Annotated in this window: 19 protein-coding genes, 1 tRNA gene and 1 pseudogene; 10 read left to right on the top strand and 11 right to left on the bottom strand. The window is 69.8% G+C overall.

Annotated features, from left to right (window positions below):
• Window positions 1-51 precede the first annotated feature (51 nt).
• Together DK389_RS03760 and DK389_RS03755 are read left to right on the top strand one after the other, a co-directional pair.
• Window positions 52-128, top strand: a tRNA-Pro gene (locus DK389_RS03760).
• 25 nt (window positions 129-153) lie between these two features.
• A pseudogene (locus DK389_RS03755) lies at window positions 154-464 on the top strand (ETC complex I subunit).
• 7 nt (window positions 465-471) lie between these two features.
• Here DK389_RS03755 and DK389_RS03750 read toward each other — a convergent pair.
• The 3 genes from DK389_RS03750 to DK389_RS03740 form a co-directional block, all read right to left on the bottom strand.
• Complete coding sequence (locus DK389_RS03750; protein WP_109887499.1) at window positions 472-933, bottom strand: nucleoside deaminase; 462 nt, start codon at window positions 931-933, stop codon at window positions 472-474.
• Window positions 934-1001: 68 nt separating this feature from the next.
• On the bottom strand, window positions 1002-2069 hold the full coding sequence (locus DK389_RS03745; RefSeq protein ID WP_109887498.1) for a spore photoproduct lyase family protein: 1068 nt from the start codon (window positions 2067-2069) through the stop codon (window positions 1002-1004).
• A 54-nt stretch (window positions 2070-2123) separates the two neighbouring features.
• Window positions 2124-2852: an SHOCT domain-containing protein gene (locus tag DK389_RS03740; protein ID WP_109887497.1), complete on the bottom strand. Its 729-nt coding sequence runs from the start codon at window positions 2850-2852 to the stop codon at window positions 2124-2126.
• Window positions 2853-3025: 173 nt separating this feature from the next.
• Between DK389_RS03740 and DK389_RS03735 the strand changes: the two genes are divergently transcribed.
• Complete coding sequence (locus DK389_RS03735; RefSeq protein ID WP_109887496.1) at window positions 3026-3574, top strand: DUF533 domain-containing protein; 549 nt, start codon at window positions 3026-3028, stop codon at window positions 3572-3574.
• A gap of 7 nt (window positions 3575-3581) precedes the next feature.
• Here DK389_RS03735 and DK389_RS03730 read toward each other — a convergent pair whose 3' ends face one another.
• Window positions 3582-4004 carry a CBS domain-containing protein gene (locus tag DK389_RS03730; protein WP_109887495.1) on the bottom strand — a complete coding sequence of 141 codons (423 nt, stop codon included), beginning with the start codon at window positions 4002-4004 and terminating at the stop codon, window positions 3582-3584.
• Between the two features lie 153 nt (window positions 4005-4157).
• On the opposite strand from DK389_RS03730, the gene glgX reads away from it, so the two are divergent.
• The 3 genes from glgX (at window position 4158) to DK389_RS03715 (ending at window position 8962) form a co-directional block, all read left to right on the top strand.
• Window positions 4158-6437, top strand: coding sequence for a glycogen debranching protein GlgX (glgX, locus tag DK389_RS03725; RefSeq protein WP_109895986.1), 2280 nt, complete (start codon window positions 4158-4160; stop codon window positions 6435-6437).
• A 112-nt stretch (window positions 6438-6549) separates the two neighbouring features.
• Window positions 6550-6933: a response regulator gene (locus DK389_RS03720; protein WP_109887494.1), complete on the top strand. Its 384-nt coding sequence runs from the start codon at window positions 6550-6552 to the stop codon at window positions 6931-6933.
• A gap of 61 nt (window positions 6934-6994) precedes the next feature.
• Window positions 6995-8962 (top strand): AI-2E family transporter, encoded by a 1968-nt coding sequence (locus tag DK389_RS03715; RefSeq protein ID WP_109887493.1) that lies wholly within the window; start codon window positions 6995-6997, stop codon window positions 8960-8962.
• A 10-nt stretch (window positions 8963-8972) separates the two neighbouring features.
• On the opposite strand, the gene DK389_RS03710 is transcribed toward DK389_RS03715, so the two are convergent.
• Complete coding sequence (locus DK389_RS03710) at window positions 8973-9227, bottom strand: hypothetical protein (protein WP_162560474.1); 255 nt, start codon at window positions 9225-9227, stop codon at window positions 8973-8975.
• A gap of 307 nt (window positions 9228-9534) precedes the next feature.
• Between DK389_RS03710 and DK389_RS03705 the strand changes: the two genes are divergently transcribed.
• Window positions 9535-11157: a hybrid sensor histidine kinase/response regulator gene (locus DK389_RS03705; protein ID WP_109887491.1), complete on the top strand. Its 1623-nt coding sequence runs from the start codon at window positions 9535-9537 to the stop codon at window positions 11155-11157.
• A 33-nt stretch (window positions 11158-11190) separates the two neighbouring features.
• Window positions 11191-11511, top strand: coding sequence for a plasmid stabilization protein (locus DK389_RS03700; protein ID WP_109887490.1), 321 nt, complete (start codon window positions 11191-11193; stop codon window positions 11509-11511).
• A 6-nt stretch (window positions 11512-11517) separates the two neighbouring features.
• Here the strand turns inward: DK389_RS03700 and DK389_RS03695 are convergent, their stop codons facing one another.
• The 6 genes from DK389_RS03695 to gap all read right to left on the bottom strand — a co-directional run bounded on the left by DK389_RS03695 (window position 11518) and on the right by gap (window position 17303).
• The gene (locus tag DK389_RS03695; protein ID WP_236960585.1) at window positions 11518-12558 is read right to left on the bottom strand and encodes a tetratricopeptide repeat protein; all 1041 of its coding nucleotides are present in this window, start codon (window positions 12556-12558) and stop codon (window positions 11518-11520) included.
• Window positions 12555-13214 carry a thiamine phosphate synthase gene (locus tag DK389_RS03690; protein WP_109887489.1) on the bottom strand — a complete coding sequence of 220 codons (660 nt, stop codon included), beginning with the start codon at window positions 13212-13214 and terminating at the stop codon, window positions 12555-12557. The genes DK389_RS03695 and DK389_RS03690 overlap by 4 nt, the downstream gene beginning before the upstream one ends.
• 18 nt (window positions 13215-13232) lie before the next feature.
• Window positions 13233-14306: a class II fructose-bisphosphate aldolase gene (fba, locus tag DK389_RS03685; RefSeq protein ID WP_109887488.1), complete on the bottom strand. Its 1074-nt coding sequence runs from the start codon at window positions 14304-14306 to the stop codon at window positions 13233-13235.
• Window positions 14307-14464: 158 nt separating this feature from the next.
• Window positions 14465-15664 (bottom strand): phosphoglycerate kinase, encoded by a 1200-nt coding sequence (locus DK389_RS03680; protein WP_109887487.1) that lies wholly within the window; start codon window positions 15662-15664, stop codon window positions 14465-14467.
• A 25-nt stretch (window positions 15665-15689) separates the two neighbouring features.
• The gene (locus DK389_RS35480; protein ID WP_236960583.1) at window positions 15690-15881 is read right to left on the bottom strand and encodes a hypothetical protein; all 192 of its coding nucleotides are present in this window, start codon (window positions 15879-15881) and stop codon (window positions 15690-15692) included.
• A 414-nt stretch (window positions 15882-16295) separates the two neighbouring features.
• A complete protein-coding gene (gap, locus tag DK389_RS03670) occupies window positions 16296-17303 on the bottom strand; it encodes a type I glyceraldehyde-3-phosphate dehydrogenase (protein WP_109887486.1) in 1008 nt (335 codons plus the stop codon).
• A 383-nt stretch (window positions 17304-17686) separates the two neighbouring features.
• Here gap and DK389_RS03665 point away from each other — a divergent pair, with 383 nt between their 5' ends.
• Together DK389_RS03665 and DK389_RS03660 are read left to right on the top strand one after the other, a co-directional pair.
• Entirely contained in the window at window positions 17687-17980 is a 294-nt protein-coding gene (locus DK389_RS03665) for a DUF4164 family protein (protein ID WP_109887485.1), read from the top strand.
• Window positions 17981-18128: 148 nt separating this feature from the next.
• Complete coding sequence (locus DK389_RS03660; RefSeq protein WP_109887484.1) at window positions 18129-18491, top strand: cell division protein ZapA; 363 nt, start codon at window positions 18129-18131, stop codon at window positions 18489-18491.
• Window positions 18492-18518 lie beyond the last annotated feature (27 nt).

The raw sequence follows: 18518 nt of genomic DNA, 5'->3' as shown, positions 1-18518 counted from the left end.
CGAAACCCGACTTGCCGGGTCGCCGGCGAGTCCCTAGAAACCGTCAGATGTCGGGGTGTAGCGCAGTCTGGTAGCGCACCTGGTTTGGGACCAGGGGGTCGTAGGTTCGAATCCTATCGCCCCGACCATCAGCTTCGGAGCCTGTCAGTCCCCATGTCGAGCGCCCGCATCTTCCAGCCCTCGAAGGATGCCTCGCAATCGGGCCTCGCCCGGACGAAGGCGTGGCTACTCGAATTCGACCAGACGAGCCCCGCGAGACCGACCCCCTGATGGGATGGACCGGCTCGTCCGACATGCTGCAGCAGGTCAGGTTGGAATTCGAGACGCGGGAGGAGGCGGTGGCCTACGCCAAGCGCGCGGGCATCGCCTACCGGGTCGAGGAGCCGCACAAGCCGATCATGCGCAAGGGCCTCTCCTACTCGGACAATTTCAAGTTCAACCGGACCGGGCCCTGGACCCACTGAGCGCGCCTCAGGACGACCTTCGGTCGCGCCAGACCGCGTAGGGCGGCGTCTCGTCCGCGGGCCGGAGCTGGGCGAGATGCATCGGCTGCTCGGCCAGCGGCCGGCAGAGCTCCGCGTAGAGCCCGGCCGTTTCGAGCCCGTAGGTGTCGGCCTCCTCCGCCGCGTAGGCGAAGTAGCCCTCGCGGATTCCGGACAGACGCATCGCCGCGTGGCACATCGGGCAGGGCTGGCCGCTCGCGTAGACGATGCAGCCGGCGAGGTCCCGGCTGCCGAGCCGCCGGCTGACCTCGCGCAGCGCCACCATCTCCGCGTGCTCGGTCGGGTCGTTGGTGCGGTGGACATTGTTGACCGAGCGCGCGAGCACCGTGCCGTCCCGCACGACGACAGCGCCGTAGGGCGAGCCGCCCGCCGCCGCGTTGTCGCGGGCCAGGGCGACGGCGTCGCGGATATGCGTCTCGTGGTCGGTCATGGGAACTCCCGGGCAGGCACGCGCTCGGCAACGCGCGCCGCGCCGGCCGGGTTCGTCAGCTCGGTTCGTCAGAACGCGTAGCGCACCGTGCAATAGGGCATTCGCTGGGCCAGCAACGTCTTGAAGCGGGCGAGCCAGCGGCCCTTCCAGCCGCTGCGGTAGCGGAGGTTGTCGCCCCCGCCCTCGGAGCGCTTGGCCTCCTGGATGTCGGGGCGCCAGAGTAGCGCCTCGGCCTTCGGGTGCCAGCCCAGATTGACCTCGTGCAGGGCGGCGTTGTGCGTGAGCAGGATGATCTCGCACTTCAGCTGCGCCTTGGCATTGGGCGAGAGGGCGTCGTCGACCGCCTCGAACAGGGCCCGCCAGTCGGCCTCCCAGCCCTCGTAGAGGATGACCGGCGAGAAATTGACGTGGACCTCGTAGCCGGCCGCCACGAAATCGTCGATCGCGGCGATGCGCTCGGGGATCGGCGAGGTCCGCACGTCCACGATCCGGGCGATGCGCTCCGGCATCAGGGAGAAGCGGATCCGGGTGCGTCCGCGCGGCTCGTAGGCGAGAAGGTCGCGGTTCACAGCCTTCGTGGCGAAGGAAGCCTTGGCGTTCGGGATCGTCCGGAACTGCGCGACGAGGTCGCGCGGGCCGCTGCCAATCATCGCGTCCACCGAGAGATCGCCGTTCTCGCCGATGTCGTAGACCCAGGATTGTCCGTCGATCTGGTCGGGCTCCGGCAGCGGACCCTGGCGCTCCGCGTGGCGCCGGATTGCCGCCCCGATCGCGTCGGTGTTGACGAACAGCGAGATCGGGTTGGCGTAGCCCTTCCGGCGCGGCACGTAGCAATAGGCGCAGGCCATCGCGCAGCCATTGGACGAGGAGGGCGCGATGAAGTGGGCGCTGCGGCCGTTCGGGCGCATCGCGAGTCCCTTCTTGATGCCGAGGACGAGGACGGAGCGCTTGATGCGGGTCCAGTCCTCGACCGAGCCGGCATTGCCGTGCAGCGTCGGGATGTTCCAGTGGGAGGGGACGACGATCCGCTCGGCCTTCGGATAGCGGTCCAGGATCTCGCGCCCGAGCGGGAAATCGGTGGCCGCGGGCTCGTGGTAGATCGTGCGGATGTCGATGAGGTCGCGGATGTCGGCCATGCGGAGCCCGGCGCGGCGGGCAGCGGCCGCATCGTCCCATATGGGGCCGCCGCCTCAGAGGCGGGAGAGCAGGTCGGCCTTCTTCCCCGTGAATTCCGCTTCCGTGAGCACGCCCTTGCGGTGGAGTTCGGCCAGGGCCTCGATCGTGCGCAGGATCTCCGAGGCGCCCTCCGCAGGACTTGAATCGGCACACTCCGCCGGACTTGGCTCCGCAGCTTCCGGCTCCGATCTCGCCTCGGAGTCCGGGCCGTCGACGCGCCTCAGATCCGCCAGATCGACGGCGCCGAGCGCGGTCGTGAAGCGAACGAGCCCATTCGCCTGTGAGACGCCGGAGATCGCGTGCTCGCCGGTGTCGTAGAGGCTGATCCCGTCCCGCGACGCGACGGCGAGGCGGCGCGCGAGCGGGAAGTAGGCGTAGCGCAATCCGTCCTGGGACCCGGTGATCGACGGCGCGCCGAGATCGTTGGGCCACCAAGAGCCGGCGCTCGCCGTGCTCGCGGTGGTAAACGCGCTCCAGCCGCCGGGCGGTAGTGAGCGCGCGAGTTCCGCGCAGAGGGCGGCGACGCGGGCCTTGAGCTCGTCGTCGAACATCCGGCCGACCATCACCATGCCGCCCGCGAACCACTGCCCCATCCCGCCGAGCTCCGGGTGGTCGAACTGCGCCATCGTGCCGTGGCCGGCCTCGAGCGCCCGCATCAGGTGGCGGACCGCGTCGAGGCTGACCCCGTGCCGGTCGGCGATACCCTGAAGGCCGGATCGCTTCTCGGCGCCCTCGTCGTTCATGTCTCGGCTCCGTCGGACCGCGTCCGGCCCTGGTCCGGCCGCGTTCCACACCCTATCACGGGCGGACCGCGCCGCGGACAAGGGTGCCGGGAGCAAGGGCGCCGGGAACATGGATACCGAGGTCCGGGCGTCCGCGGGGCGGACCGGCCGTTCCGGCGCGGCGGGAGATGACGATGTTCGGCGAGAGGATCCAGAGCCTGTTCCGCAGCGCGGCGCCGCCGGAGATGGAGCCTCCTCCGACGCCGAGCCGCGGCGTGCCCGGCGGGAGACGGCCGGACGCCCGAACGGCTCTGATCGGCAGCCTCGGGCAGAAGGTTCTGCACGCGTGGCTGCAGAACCGCCATCAGACGCTCGTGCCGCTCACCCTCGACCTTCGGTCGCTCAAGCCGGAGGAGCGCCTCCTCGTCCTGCGGGTCGTGGCCGCCTCCGTCGCGGCGTCCGGCAGGGCGCCGGATCTCGGCCTCGCCGACGCCGCGCTCGAGCGGATCGGCGCGGGCGATGACGGTCGACGCGTCCTGCGCGAACTCTTGGAGCGCGGCGACGGGCCGGCGCCGTTCGCGGAGGTCCAGGCCGCGGGGCTCGGCACCGTGGCCTACGGCGCCTCGCTGCTCGCCATCGATCAGCGCAGCAGGATCAACCAGCTCTATCTCGCCTATCTCGCGGCGCGCCTCGCGGTCTCGGACGACGCCGCGTCGAGCCTGCACCGGCGTTACCGGATGTGAGCGGGCCTCACGCCTCCTCGGTCATCGCCTTGAGCGAGGTCTGCAGGGCATCGCTGCCGAGGAGTAGCGCCCGGGAGAGGTCCGCCAGGGTGATCCAGCCCGTCACCGCCCCGGCCGCGTCGCGCACCGGCATCCGCCTGACGTTGTGGGTCGCCATCATGTCCATCACCGCGCGCACCGTATCGGCCTCGCTGCAGGCGACGACCGGGCGCGAGAGCACCGCGCCGACGCGCGTCTCATTCGGGTCGAGCCCCGCCGCCACCACGCGGTAGAGCAGGTCGCGATCGGTGACGACGCCCTCGATCTCGGCGGCGCTCCCGACCGGCAGGGCGCCGACGTCGAGCTCGCCCATCAGGATCGCCGCGTCCCGCGCGCTGGCATCCGGCCCGATGAACTCGACGTCCCGGCTCATCACCTCCGACACCCGCATTCCCGACCTCCTGTGCGCCTGTTGTGCAGCGCGAAATTTTCCACGGCCGACGGAGCTTCACCGCGACCGGCACGTTCTGTTCGGGTTCGGGCGCCTCGCCTGCGATGCGAGGGCGGCCTCGCCGCCGGGCCGAACCGATCCTCCGGAGTGATCATGGTCGAGCATACCAGAAACGGGTCGGCGCAGGCTGCCTCCCAGCGCGCCGCCCGGTCCCGCATTCGCGAGGGACTGCCCTATCCGCTTGGGGCGACCTGGGACGGGCTCGGCGTGAACTTCGCTCTCTTCTCGGCCCATGCCACCAAGGTCGAGATCTGCCTGTTCGACGACGCGGGCGAGAAGGAACTCGAGCGGATCGAGCTGCCCGAGTACACGGACGAGGTCTGGCACGGCTACCTGCCCGACGCCCGCCCCGGCACCATCTACGGCTATCGCGTCCACGGCCCCTACGAGCCCGATGCCGGCCACCGCTTCAACCCGAACAAGCTGCTGATCGACCCCTACGCCCTGGGGCTCGTCGGCTCGATCGAGTGGAACCCGGCCCTGTTCGGCTACAAGATGGAGACCGGCGACGACCTCAGCTTCGACGACCGCGACAGCGCGCCCTACACCCGTCGCTCCCGCGTGATCGATCCGGCCTTCACCTGGGGGCGTGATCGCAAGCCCAACGTGCCGTGGGACAAGACGATCATCTACGAGGCCCACGTGAAGGGCCTCACCAAGCTGCATCCGCAGGTGCCCGAGCGCCTGCGCGGTACCTATGCCGGCCTCGGAAACCCGGCCGTGCTCGACTACATCAGGAGCCTCGGCGTCACCTCGGTCGAGCTGCTGCCCGTGCATTCCTTCGTGCAGGACGATTACCTGCAGCAGAAGGATCTGGTGAATTACTGGGGCTACAACACGATCTCGTTCTTCACGCCCGCGCGCCGCTACGCCGCGGTGCCGGATTTCGCCTTCTCCGAGTTCAAGGAGATGGTGGCCCGCCTGCACGGCGCCGGCCTCGAGGTGATCCTCGACGTCGTCTACAACCACACCGCGGAGGGCAACGAGAAGGGGCCGACCCTCTCGTTCAAGGGCATCGACAACGCCTCCTACTACCGGCTGCTGCCCGGCCAGCAGCGCTACTACATCAACGACACCGGCACTGGGAACACCCTGAACCTGTCGCATCCGCGGGTGCTGCAGCTCGTCACCGATTCCCTGCGCTACTGGGCGACGGAGATGCGCGTCGACGGCTTCCGCTTCGACCTCGCGACGATCCTCGGCCGTGAGCCCTACGGCTTCGACGAGGGCGGGGGCTTCCTCGATACCTGCCGGCAGGATCCGGTGCTCAATTCCGTCAAGCTCATCGCCGAGCCCTGGGATTGCGGGCCGGGCGGCTATCAGGTCGGAGGCTTCCCGCCCGGCTGGGCGGAGTGGAACGACCGCTTCCGCGACGACGTGCGCGGCTTCTGGAGGGGCGACGAGGGCCTCCTGCCGACGCTCGCCTCCCGGATCACCGGCTCGGCCGACAAGTTCAACAAGCGCGGGCGTCGCTCGTGGGCCTCGGTGAACTTCCTCACGGCCCATGACGGGTTCACGCTGAACGACACGGTCTCGTACAACGAGAAGCACAATGAGGCGAACGGCGAGGGCAACCGCGACGGCCACTCGCACAACCTCTCCTACAATCACGGCGTCGAGGGTCCGACGGACGATCCGGACATCCGCACCGTCCGCCTTCGCCAGATGCGCAACATGCTGGCGACCCTGTTCCTGTCTCGCGGCACGCCGATGCTGCTCGCGGGCGACGAGTTCGCCCGCACGCAACGGGGCAACAACAACGCCTATTGCCAGGACAACGAGGTCTCTTGGATCGACTGGGGCGCGATCGGGGCCGAGGAGCGCGATCTCGCCGAGTTCGCGCAGCGCCTGATGCTGCTGCGGAACGCCCTGCCGATCCTCACCCGCGGCCGCTTCCTGACCGGCGCCTATGACGAGGATCTCGGCGTCAAGGACGTCACCTGGCTCCGCCCGGACGGTGCCGAGATGTCCTCCGAGAACTGGAGCGACGGAGGGGCACGCTCGATCGCCGTTCTCCTCGACGGCCGCGCACAGGCGACCGGCATCCATCGGCGGGGCGGCGACGCGACCCTGCTCCTCCTTTACAACGCCTATCACGACCTCGTCTCGTTCACCTTGCCCGAATCCGTCGGCGGCAGCGCCTGGACGCGCCTCCTCGACACGAATCTGCCCGACGGTCAGGCGGCGGAGAGCTTCGCGGTCGGCGGCCGCTACGACGTCACCGGCCGCTCGATGCTGATGTTCGTGCTGAAGCCCGAGGACACGCCCGGCGACGAGCCGACCGAGATGGAGCGCTCCTACCAGCACGTCCTGCAGGCCTACGAGCGCGCGAACATCGAGACGGTACGCTTCCATCTCGACGCGGAGTCGTGAGACCGGCCCTGCCGGAGGGGATCCGGATTCGCTCTCGGATATGCGACGTTTGCAAGCCGCCGCGCGTTGGGTTTCGGCGCGCGGCGGCTCGCGCGAAAGGGGTTACCGCGTCATGGCCAAGATTTTGCTGGTCGAGGATCACGAGGAGATCTGGGATTTCCTGTCCCGCCGCCTGAAGCGGCGCGGACACGAGGTCGTGCTCGCCCATGACGGGGAAGCCGGCGTGCAGCAGGCGCGGGCCGCCCGGCCCGACGTCATCCTCCTCGACATGAATCTTCCGGTGCTCGACGGCTGGTCCGCCGCGCGGGCCCTGAAATCGGGCAGCGACACGCAGCGCATTCCGATCATCGCGCTCACCGCGCACGCCATGTCGGGCGATCGCGACAAGGCGATCCAGGCCGGCTGCGACGATTACCACCCGAAGCCCGTCGACTTCTCCAAGCTCCTGAGCCAGATCAGCGCCGCCCTCGGGGAGGCGGCTCCAGCCGCCGACTGACCGGCCCGCTCGGGGCAGACCGCTCCGCTGTAACGAGGCGTACCGAGGTGAGGCGTGACCCATGACCGATGATCCCGTCACGGCCCAGCGCCTCCGGCGGGCCCTGCCGCTCTTTGCCGCGCTCGCGTCATTCCTTCTCGTCGTCGCCGTGATGGCCGCCCTCTATTTCGGGCGGGAAATCCTCGTTCCGGTCACGCTGGCGATCCTCCTCAGCTTCGTCCTCGTTCCGGCGGTGCGCGCGCTGCGGCGCATCGGCCTGCCCCGGATCCCGGCGGTGATGCTGGTCGTGACGGTGGCGTTCGGGGCGCTCGTCGGCGTCGGCGTCCTGATCGCCAATGAGGGCGCCCAGCTCGCCTCCGACCTACCGCGCTACCAGATCACCATGCGCGAAAAGATCTCGTCGCTGCGCGGTGCCACCGAGAGCCAGGGCACGCTCTCGCGCTTCATCGACATGGTGCAGGACCTCGGCGCTGAATTGCAGCCGGATAAGACGGCCGGGGAGGCGAAGAACGGCGAGAAGCCGCTCACCGTCGAGATCCGCCAGCCGAAGGCGGGCCTCATCGAGACTCTGGGCACCTTCGCGGCACCTGTCCTGCACCCGCTCGCCACGACCGGCCTGATCCTGATCTTCACGATCTTCATCCTCCTGCAACGGGAGGATCTGCGGAACCGGATGATCCGGCTGGCCGGTTCGGGCGACCTGCGCCGGACGACCGCCGCCATCGACGACGCGGTGAGCCGGCTGAGCCGGTTCTTCCTGGCACAACTCGCCCTCAACGTCGCCTTCGGCGTGGTGATCGGCGCCGGATTATGGCTGATCGGCGTGCCGAGCCCCACCCTGTTCGGCGTCCTCGCCGCGATTCTCCGCTTCGTGCCCTATATCGGCGGCGCGATCAGCGCCCTCCTGCCGCTCGTCCTCGCCGCCGCCGTCGATCCGGGCTGGAGCATGGTGATCGCCACCGCTGCCCTGTTCCTCGTGGTCGAGCCGATCTGCGGCCACGTCATTGAGCCTCTGCTCTACGGGCACTCGACCGGCCTCTCGCCCGTCGCCGTCATCCTCGCCGCGACGATCTGGACCTATCTGTGGGGCCCGATCGGGCTCGTTCTCGCGACCCCGCTGACGGTTTGCCTCGTGGTGCTCGGCCGCCATGTCGAGCGGCTCTGGTACCTCGACGTGCTCCTCGGCGACCAGCCGGCGCTCGAACCTGCGGCGATCTTCTACCAGCGCATGCTCGCGGGCGATCCGGCCGAGGCAATCGACCAGGGCCGCGAATTCCTACGGGAGCGGGCGCTTGTCACCTACTACGACGAGGTCGCCCTCGCGGGTCTCCTGCTGGCGCAGGACGATCTGTCCCGCGGCTCGCTCGACCGCACCCGCCAGGACGAGGTCGGATCGGCGATCCGGACGGTGGTCGACAGGCTCGGCGCCGTGCCGGTCGCCCGCCGCACACGCCGCGGATCGTCGCGCTCCGGAAGCTCCGAGACGGCCGCCGCCGTCGCTGCGGCCGGTCCCGACAGGCAGGCCGCCGGCATCCTGCTCCGGCCCGAGGATCTCGCGCCCCGTTGGCGCACCGAGACGCCGGTGCTCTGCGTGTCGAGCCGAGGCCCCTTCGACGAGGCCGCGACCCTGATGCTGAGCCAGATCCTCGGGCGCCACGGCCTCGCCTCCGAGGTGATTTCGATGAGCGCCCTGCGGGAGGGCGAGCGCCCGCGCGGCAGATCCTTCGCGCTGATCTGCTTCTCCTATCTCGAGCCCGTGAGTCTCTCCCAGATCCGCTTCACGGTCCGTCAGGCCCGGGCCGCGGTGCCGGGCGTGCGCATCCTCGTGGGATTCTGGCGCGAGCGGGACCCGGCAACCCTGGAAAGGCTGCGGCGCGCGACCTCCGCCGACATCCTCGTGACCTCGCTGAACGACGCGCTCGCCGCCTCGATCGAGGAGGCGCGCGGGCCGGTGGCGCCGGCCTCGGCCGGGCGCGCTGCCGGTTCCTCCGCCTTCGCGCCGGAGCCTGCCGCCGCCTCGCTTGCGTGAAGGCGCGCGCTCAATCGATGGGCTGCATCAGCTTGATGGCGACCCCGTGCGACTCGCTCTCGAAGACGTGAGCGACGTCCTGCACCTGCCAGCGCGCGGGCTCGGCCCCGAAGGCCAGGATGACGCACTCGCCCACGCGAGGAATCGGCTGTCCGGGCTGGAACACGATCGTTCTACGATAGGTTGTGGCACCGGCGCCCAAGTTGCCAGTACCGGCGATGAAGACGACGTCGATTCCGGACATGCTGAAACTTGCGCGTGTCATGTCATCCATGTCCGCACCGGAAAGTGTACCATCGACGACCAAGGTCCGACGCCCTCGAAACGCGATTTGTCTGACTAGGGCGGCCCCTGTTCAAAATAAAGCCTTCCCGCGCCGAGCCAGGCCAATTTGTCGAGGGCGCGGGGTCGGCGCACGCCTTCCGCCCAGCACGGTCCCGAGTTTCCGGGCGCCGCACTCCAGGACTCGGCCGGGGACCCGTCGACAGCGAAGCCCGTGCCCCGTAAAACCGCCCCGTCGCAGCTCAACGCCTCGGGCAGAGCGTATCGGATCAGGTCAGACGCGCCCCAGCATGTCAGAGTTGCCCGAAAAGCCCCCCGTCAACGTCTCATTCCGGATCTCGTCGGCCGGTGCCGACGATATGGAGGATCCCCGGCACGACATTTTCTTCGCGGCGGTCGAGACCACGCGGATGCCGATGATCGTCACGAATCCTCGCCAGCCGGACAACCCGATCGTCTTCGCCAACCGGGCCTTCATCGCGATGACGGGTTACGCGAAGCACGAACTGCTGGGGCGGAATTGCCGCTTCCTGCAGGGGCCGGAGACGGATTCTCGGACGATCGCGGAGTTGCGCGCGGCGATCGCCGAGCGGCGGGATTTCGCCGCCGAGATCCTCAACTACCGCAAGAACGGCTCGACCTTCTGGAATGCCCTGTTCGTCTCGCCGGTCTTCGACGCGAAGGGGGAGCTCGTCTACTTCTTCGGCTCGCAGCTCGACGTGTCGCGCCGCCGCGACGCGGAGGATGCGCTGGGCCAGTCTCAGAAGATGGAGGCCCTCGGCCAGCTCACCGGCGGCATCGCCCACGATTTCAACAACCTGCTCCAAGTCATCGTCGGCTACGTGGACATCCTCGCCGCGGGCCTGGAGAACCCGAACGCCGATCGCGGGCGCCTTGGGAGGGCCACCGAGAACATCCGGCAGGCCGCCGACCGGGCGACCACGCTGACGCAGCAGCTCCTCGCCTTCGCCCGCAAGCAGCGCCTTGAAGGGCGGGCGGTGAACCTCAACGCGCTCGTCGACGGCATGAGCGAGATGGTCGAGCGCGCGCTCGGGGAGGCCGTCACCGTCGAGAAGCACCTTGCCGAAGGGCTCTGGAACTGCCGGGTCGACCCGACCCAGGCGGAGGTCGCGATCCTCAACGTGCTCATCAACGCGCGGGACGCGATGCCAGAGGGCGGCAAGGTGACCATCGTGACGGAGAACCGGGAGGTCGAGGCGAGCGAGATCACCGGCGTCGGGCCGCTTCGATCCGGCCGCTACGTCACGATCAGCATCATGGACAAGGGGTCCGGCATACCGCCGAACGTCCTCGCCCGCGTGATGGACCCCTTCTTCACGACGAAGGAGGAGGGCAAGGGCACGGGCCTCGGCCTATCCATGGTCTACGGCTTCGCCAAGCAATCGGGCGGCGCGGCGCAGATCGAGTCGACGTTGGGGGAGGGCACGACGGTGCGGCTGTCGTTCCCGGCGACCTCGGGCACCGAGCGCGAGCCGAAGCGGGCGGGCCAGCAAGCCTTCGACAGGCCCGGCACGGAGACGATCCTCATCGTCGACGACCGCGAAGACGTGGCGGAACTCGCCCGCACCATCCTGCGCGATTACGGCTACACGACGCTGATCGCGCGCAACGGACGCGAAGCGCTCGACGTGCTCGACAACCACGAGACGGTCGACCTTCTCTTCACGGACCTGATCATGCCGGGCGGCATGAACGGCGTGGTTCTGGCCCGGGAGGCGCGGAGGCGCAGGCCCCGCCTCAAGGTTCTGCTCACCACGGGCTACGCGGAGGCGAGCCTGGAGCGAACCGATGTCGGGGGTTCGGAGTTCGACCTCCTGAACAAGCCCTACCGGCGCTCCGAGCTCATCCGCCGCGTGCGCGCGGTCCTCGACGGGCCGAGCGGCGTCGACTGAGCGCTGGCGGGGCGATCGATCAGGAGTCGAGCCATGTCCCGAGGCGACAAGTCGAAATACACCGACAAGCAGATCCGCAAGGCCGAGCACATCGCGGATTGCTACATGGACCGAGGCGTCCCCGAGAAGGACGCGGAGGCGCGCGCCTGGGCCACCGTCAACAAGGACGACGGCGGCGGCAAGAAGGCCGGCGGTTCCGGGCGCGGGCGCGAGACGGGCCGCCCGGCCGCGCATAAGGGCGGCGCCACGGGCGGCAAGGCCTCCGCCTCGCGCACGGCGGCCGAGCGCTCCGCCTCGGCCAAGAAGGGCGCCGAGACGCGCAAGCGCAATGCCGCCGCCCACGCGCCGCACTGAGCCGGCCTATTTCACGTTCGCCCGGTCGTTCGCGAGGCGTTCGGCACGGGCGCGCTCGTCGGCGTTCAATCCGGTCAGCGCCTGATCGAGCCACGCATCCGACAGGCCCTGGGCGGCCGCCGCGAGGTTCCAGGCGGCGGCCTCCACGAGGTTCTTCGGCACGCCGCGGCCGACCGCGTAGAGCCGGGCGATCCGGTTCTGCGCGATCGCGTTCCCGCGCGAGGCCGCGTGCAGGAAGTAGCGGGCGGCCCGCGCCTCGTCCTTCGGCAGCCCGGTCCCGTTGAACAGCAGGATCGCGAACTCGAGCTCGCCCGCGAGATCGCCGTTGTCCGCTGCGCGCCGAAACCACTCGGCCGCCTTCGAGGGGTCCTTGGGGACGCCGCGTCCCTGCAGGTAAAGCACGCCGAGCCCGTGCTGGGCGGGCCCGATCTCGCCATCCGCGGCCTTGCGGAACAGGGCGGCGGCGCGGGCCTGGTCGGCCTCGGTGCCGGTGCCGATGAGGATGAGCGCCAGATTGTAGGCCGCGGTCGGCTGCCCCTTCTCGGCCGCCTGTTCCAGCCAGCGGCGGCCCGCCTTGGGATCCTTGGCGATGCCCCGCCCGTCCATCGCCATCAGGCCGAGGGAGGCCATGGCGGCCGATTCGCCCTGCGCCGCCGCGAGCCGGTACCATTCGGCCGCCTTGACCGGATCCTGCTTGGTGCCCAGCCCCTGATTGTAGAGCTCGCCGAGCAGCGTCATCGCAGCGCCGTCCTTGCTGTCGGCTTCGATCCGCTTCGTCGCCTCGCGGAAGGCGGTGACGTACTGGCCGCGCTGATAGGCACCGTAGGCGAAATCCGGCGGCTGGCCGGTCGCGGGCGGCCGCGCACCGCCGACATAGTTCGGCGTGTAGGGGCTCGGCAATTCGCGGGCCGGGGCTTTCAGCACCTCCGGCGACCCCGACGGACGCGGCGTCTGCGGAGCGTTGGCGGCCGGGCTCGGCGCGGCCAGCGCCGGCAGGGGCGCGACGAGGCCGGCCGCGACCGCCGCGACCCCGGCGATCCGCCTCAAGAAGAGGCTCCTGCGCGGCCGACGAGGGCCTGCGCCCGCTCGACGACCTCGAGCCCCGCCATCCAGATGGCGCTCTCGAGCCCGACGAATTCCGCGCCCGTGCCCGCGAGGCCGGCGATCTCCGCCTCCGACGCGGCCACGGCGATGCAGGGCGTCTCGAAGATCTCGGCCCACCATGCGGCGCGCTCCCGCACGTCTTCCGGGTCCGGGGCGGCGCCGTCCGCATAGAGGCCGCCCACCATCAGGTAGTCGATGCCGACCTCGCCCGCCTCCATCGCCGCGTGCCGGCTCTCGATGCCGCCGGCTCCGAGGATGCGCCCGTCGCGCAGGCGGTCGCGGAGGTCGCGCAGGGCATCCGTGCCCGCTTTGTCGAGATGCACCCCGTCCGCCCCGCCGCGCGCGGCGACACTCACGATGTCGCCCGCGAGGCCCGGACAGGCGACGACGAGCGCCGCGCCGTGCGTCTGGGTCACCCCGACGACGCGTTTCACCAGCCCGACGAGGCCGCGCTCGTCCGCCGGCGCGAGCCGGAGGATAACGGCCGCGACGTCGCCGACGCCGCAGGCCGCCTCCAGGCCGGGAAGAAGCGCGTCGAGTGCGTCCGCCTCGACGCGGTGCGGCGTGAGAAGGGCGAGCCGGGTTTGCGTGTCCGTCATGTCGCCTTTGCCCTGCCGTCAGCGGGCCGAGTCGATCTTCTGAGCGAGCGAGCCGTCGGCGTATCGCTTGGCCATGGCGGCGGTCGAGAGCGGGCGGATCTTCGAGCCCTGTCCGGCCGTGTTGAACTCCTCGAAGCGCTGCTTGCAAAGCTTCGTCATCGCGTCCATCGCGGGCTTGAGGTACTTGCGCGGGTCGAACTCGGCCTTGTTCTCGGTCAGGACCTTCCGGATCTGGCCGGTCATCGCCATCCGGTTGTCGGTGTCGATGTTGATCTTGCGCACGCCGTGCTTGATGCCGCGCTGGATCTCCTCCACCGGCACACCCCAGGTCGGCTTCATCTCGCCGCCGTACTGGTTGATGATATCCTGCAGGTCCTGCGGCACCGACGAGGAGCCGTGCATGACGAGGTGGGTCGTCGGCAGGCGGCGATGGATCTCCTCAATGACGTTCATGGCGAGAACCGCGCCGTCGGGCTTGCGGGTAAACTTGTAGGCGCCGTGGCTCGTGCCCATCGCGACTGCCAGGGCGTCGACCTGGGTGGCGGCGACGAATTTTACGGCCTCCTCCGGGTCGGTCAGCAACTGGTCGTGGGAGAGTTCGCCCTCGGCGCCGTGGCCGTCCTCGGCTTCGCCCTTGCCGCTCTCCAGCGAGCCGAGCACGCCGAGCTCGCCCTCGACGGAAACGCCGGCCCAGTGCGCCATCTCGGAGACATTGCGGGTGATCTCGACATTGTAGGCGTAGTCGGCCGGGGTCTTGCCGTCGGCCTTCAGGGAGCCGTCCATCATCACCGAGGTGAAGCCGTACTGGATCGCGGTTGCGCAGGTGGCTTCGTTGTTGCCGTGGTCGAGATGCATGCAGACGGGGATGTGCGGATAGATCTCGACGAGCCCGTCGATCATCTTCGCGAGCAGGATGTCGTTGGCGTAGGCGCGCGCACCGCGGCTCGCCTGCAGGATCACGGGGCTGTCGGTCGCATCCGCCGCCGCCATGATGGCGAGGCCCTGCTCCATGTTGTTCATGTTGAAGGCCGGGACGCCGTACTCGTACTCGGCCGCATGATCGAGAAGCTGCCTCAACGTGATCCGTGCCATCTCACAACTCCTCGTCGACGAAAGACCTGCCGTCAGGCCGTATATAGGCGCGGCGGCGCTCCGGACGGAGCATGCCGCGCGATCTTTTCTGGGCGTGCCTCGCCCTGCGTGGGACGAGGCGAGCAGGTCGCGGAAAGCGGCCGCGTTGGGGGCGACGCCTATCGGGCGCGCAAAGCCTCGACGCCGGGAAGCGCCTTGCCTTCCAGCCATTCCAGGAAGGCGCCGCCGGCCGTCGAGATGTAGGAGAAGTCCTCGCCCACGCCTGCGTGGTTGAGGGCCGCGACCGTGTCGCCGCCGCCCGCCACCGAGACGAGCTTGCCGGCCTTGGTGCGCTCGGCCGCGTGGCGCGCGGCTGCCACCGTCGCGGCGTCGAACGGTGCCAGTTCGAAGGCGCCGAGGGGACCGTTCCAGACGAGGGTCGCGGCCGCGTCGATCGCCGCGTCGATCTCCGTCACCGAATCCGGACCGGCGTCCAGGATCATGCCGGATTCCGGCACGTGATCGACGCCGACCGTCTCGTGGCTGGCATTGGCCTTGAATTCGGAGGCCACCACAGCGTCCACCGGCAGGATGATCCGGCACTTCGCCGCCTTGGCCGCTTCGAGGATGCGGGTCGCGGTCTCGGCGAGGTCGCGCTCGCAGAGCGACTTGCCGACCGCCTTGCCCTGGGCGTGCAGGAAGGTGTTGGCCATGCCGCCGCCGATCACCAGCATGTCGACCTTCGAGACGAGGTTCTGCAGGAGGTCGATCTTCGAAGAGACCTTGGCGCCACCGACGAGGGCGATGACCGGGCGGCTCGGCGCCTCCAGTCCCTTCGTCAGCGCGTCGAGCTCGGCCTGCATCAGCCGACCCGCATAGGATGGGAGGCGGTGGGCGAGGCCCTCCGTCGAGGCATGCGCCCGGTGGGCGGCCGAGAAGGCTTCGTTGACGTAGATGTCGCCGTTCTTCGCGAGCGCGTCCGTGAAGGCCGGATCGTTCTTCTCCTCGCCCGCGTGATAGCGGGTGTTCTCAAGGAGCAGCACGTCGCCGTCCTTGAGCGCAGCGACGGCCTTCTCCGCGACCTCGCCCACGCAATCCTCCGCGAAGGCGACCGGGCGCCCGAGATGGCGGCCCAGGGTCTTGACCACCGGCCTCAGCGAGTCCTTCGGATCGGGCTTGCCCTTCGGCCGGCCGAAATGGGCGAGCAGGATCACCTTTCCGCCGCCGTCGGCGATCTCGCGGATCGTCGGCACCACGCGCTCGATGCGGGTGGCGTCGGTGACGCGGCCATTCTCCATCGGCACGTTGAGATCGACCCGCAGCAGGACGCGCTTGCCCTTGAGCGAGCCGGCATCGTCGAGGGTTCGGAATGCGTTCATGGAATCCTGCGTCGGTCGGCGGCGCTCAGCGCTGCGGAATCAGGGCGTCGAGATGGAGGCGCTGCACCGCGATCATCAGCACCACAGTCACGACCGCCGTGATGATGGCGGTCAGCACGAGGGCGCCGGCGCCGGGCAGGCGTTTCGTCCGGTCTGAGACGGCACGCACCTCCGTGCGGAGCGCGGCGAGGTCCGATTGGCGGGCGGCCTCGTTCATGCGGGATGAGGCACTCTCGACCTTGTCCTCGACGCGGGTGAGCAGCGCCTCGGAGCGGGCGTACTTGTCCTCGATGCGCGAGCACTTGTCCTCGATCCGCGCGAGCTGATCGATGAGCTGGGACGCGGAGAGGGGCCTCCCGCCATCGGCCGGCCGGGCGCGGGCGAGGCCTGTGCCGGCCGCGCCTCGGGAGCCGGCGCGGGCTTCGCCTCGGCGCCCGGGGGCGGTGAGGGGGGCGAGGTCGGCGGCGTCGGCGGGATGAAGTTCGGTCCGGTCGGGGAGTTCGGCGAGGCTTCGGTCATCGCGCGCGCACCTTCCTGTCGCGTGGGTCCTTCGATGTTCGGGTCGACGGGGCGACCGTGCGCGGGAGGCGGACGGAGCCGCCCGGCCGCCCGCGCACGGTCCTTCCGCCGATCAGATCAGCTTCGCCATCGCCACGGCGGTGTCCGCCATGCGGTTCGAGAAGCCCCACTCGTTGTCGTACCAGGACAGGATGCGCACGAAGGTGCCGTCCATGACCTTGGTCTGGTCGAGGTGGAAGGTCGAAGAGTGCGGATCGTGGTTGAAGTCGATCGACACGTTCGGCCGGTCGGTCACGCCGAGGACGCCCTTGAGCGGGCCGTTCGCGGCCGCCTTGATCGCCTCGTTGATCTCCTCGACCGAGGTGGCGCGCTTTGCGGTGAAGACGAGGTCCACCGCCGAGACGTTCGGGGTCGGCACACGGATCGCGGTGCCGTCGAGCTTGCCCTTCAGCTCCGGCAGCACGAGGCCGACGGCCTTGGCGGCACCCGTCGAGGTCGGGATCATCGAGAGCGCGGCGGCGCGGGCCCGGTAGAGATCCTTGTGCATCTGGTCGAGCGACGGCTGGTCGTTCGTGTAGGAGTGGATCGTCGTCATGAAGCCGCGCTCGATGCCGACGGTCTCGTTGAGGACCTTGGCGACCGGCGCGAGGCAGTTCGTGGTGCAAGAGGCGTTCGAGACGACGAGGTGCTCGCCCGTCAGCTTGTCGTGGTTCACGCCGTAGACGACGGTGAGGTCCGCGCCGTCGCCGGGCGCGGAGACGAGCACCCGCTTGGCGCCGGCGTCGAGATGGGCCTTCGCCTTGTCCTTGGCCGTGAAGATGCCCGTGCACTCGAGCGCGATGTCGACGCCGAGGTCGCGGTGGGGCAGTTCGGCCGGGTTGCGCACGGCCGTGACCTTGATGCGCTTGCCGTCGATGATGAGGCTGTCGCCCTCGACGCCGACCTCGCCCGGGTAGCGGCCGTGAACGGAATCGTAGCGCAGCAGGTGGGCGTTCGTCTCGACCGGCCCGAGATCGTTGATCGCGACGACCTCGATGTCGCTGCGGCCGGCTTCGTGGATCGCGCGCAGCACGTTGCGGCCGATGCGCCCGAACCCATTGATGGCAACCTTCACCGTCACGGCGTGACTCCTTCCTGTAGGGGGGCGCCGGTCAGCGGCGCGCTCCGGTCTTGCGAGCGTCGCGGCCCGGCCGCCCGGCCGTGCCTGCTCTGTGCGAAACGGGGGTGAACCTGCGATGAACCGGGGCCGTGCCGGGCCCCGCGCCAGCGCGGGATCGCATCCGGTCGACGGATGACGCGCGCGGGGGCCTCGGGTCTGTCACGGGATCAAGTTCCGGCTCTGCGCCGCCTCGCGGCTTCGCTGTCAGCGGCGGCTGTCTAGCATGCACCCCCACCTAGTCAAAGGTTGCGGTGTGACAATCCCTCGGCGATGAACAGGAGGCATGCACGGCGCGGGCGCGCCGCCGGTTGGAGAGCGCCCGAAGCGTACCGGGAGTCCCGCTGATGACCGTCTCGATCGACGACGCCCTCGCGCGCCTCGACAGCGCCCTGAACCGGCTGGAGGCAACGGTGACGCGCCGGCTGGAGGCGGCGCGCAGCCCGGACGACCGCGACGTCGAACTCGCCATCATGGGCGAGGACCGGGCGCGGCTCGCCGCGGCCCTCGACGCCGCCCAGGCCCGGCTGGCGCAGGTGACGGCGACGGCCGACGACATCGGCGAGCGGCTCGACCGGGTGATCGACACGGTCGAGGGGGTGATGGCGGATCAGGACGGGGCCGCCCGCCCGCACCGGTGAGCGCTCTTCGGGACGGCCGGAGCGATCATCGCGGCGACCAGGGCGCGTTGATCGCGATCATCGGCCCGCCGCGGCCTTGACCCGCCCCGCGCCGCCGCCCAATCCCGTCTTCCCGCCGATATCCCCGCAACGGACCGCCAGGACACCGATGCCCCAGATCAACGTCACCATCGACGGCAAGAACTACCGGATGGCCTGCGGCGAGGGCGAGCAGGAGCATCTGGCCGAGCTCGCCGCCACCTTCGACGCGCGCATCGGCGACATGCGCCGGGCCTTCGGCGAGATCGGCGACATGCGCCTCCACGTCATGGCGGCGCTCACGGTGACGGACGAACTCGCCGAGCTGAAGCGGCGGATGAGCGCGCTGGAGGCCGAGACCGCGGGGCTTCGCGCCCTGACCGAGGGCGCCGAAGCGGAGCGCTCGGAGCGGGAGGCGCGCCTCGCCGACGGCGTTAACCGGGCGGCCGAGCGCATCGAGCGCCTGTCGCAGGCGCTCGTGGCCGGCCCGTGAAATCGTGGCCGTGAAATCGTCCCTCCG

It is taken from the genome of Methylobacterium durans (genome assembly GCF_003173715.1).
In the GTDB taxonomy this organism is placed as follows: domain Bacteria; phylum Pseudomonadota; class Alphaproteobacteria; order Rhizobiales; family Beijerinckiaceae; genus Methylobacterium; species Methylobacterium durans.
This window is presented reverse-complemented; position numbering and strand designations above follow the sequence as displayed.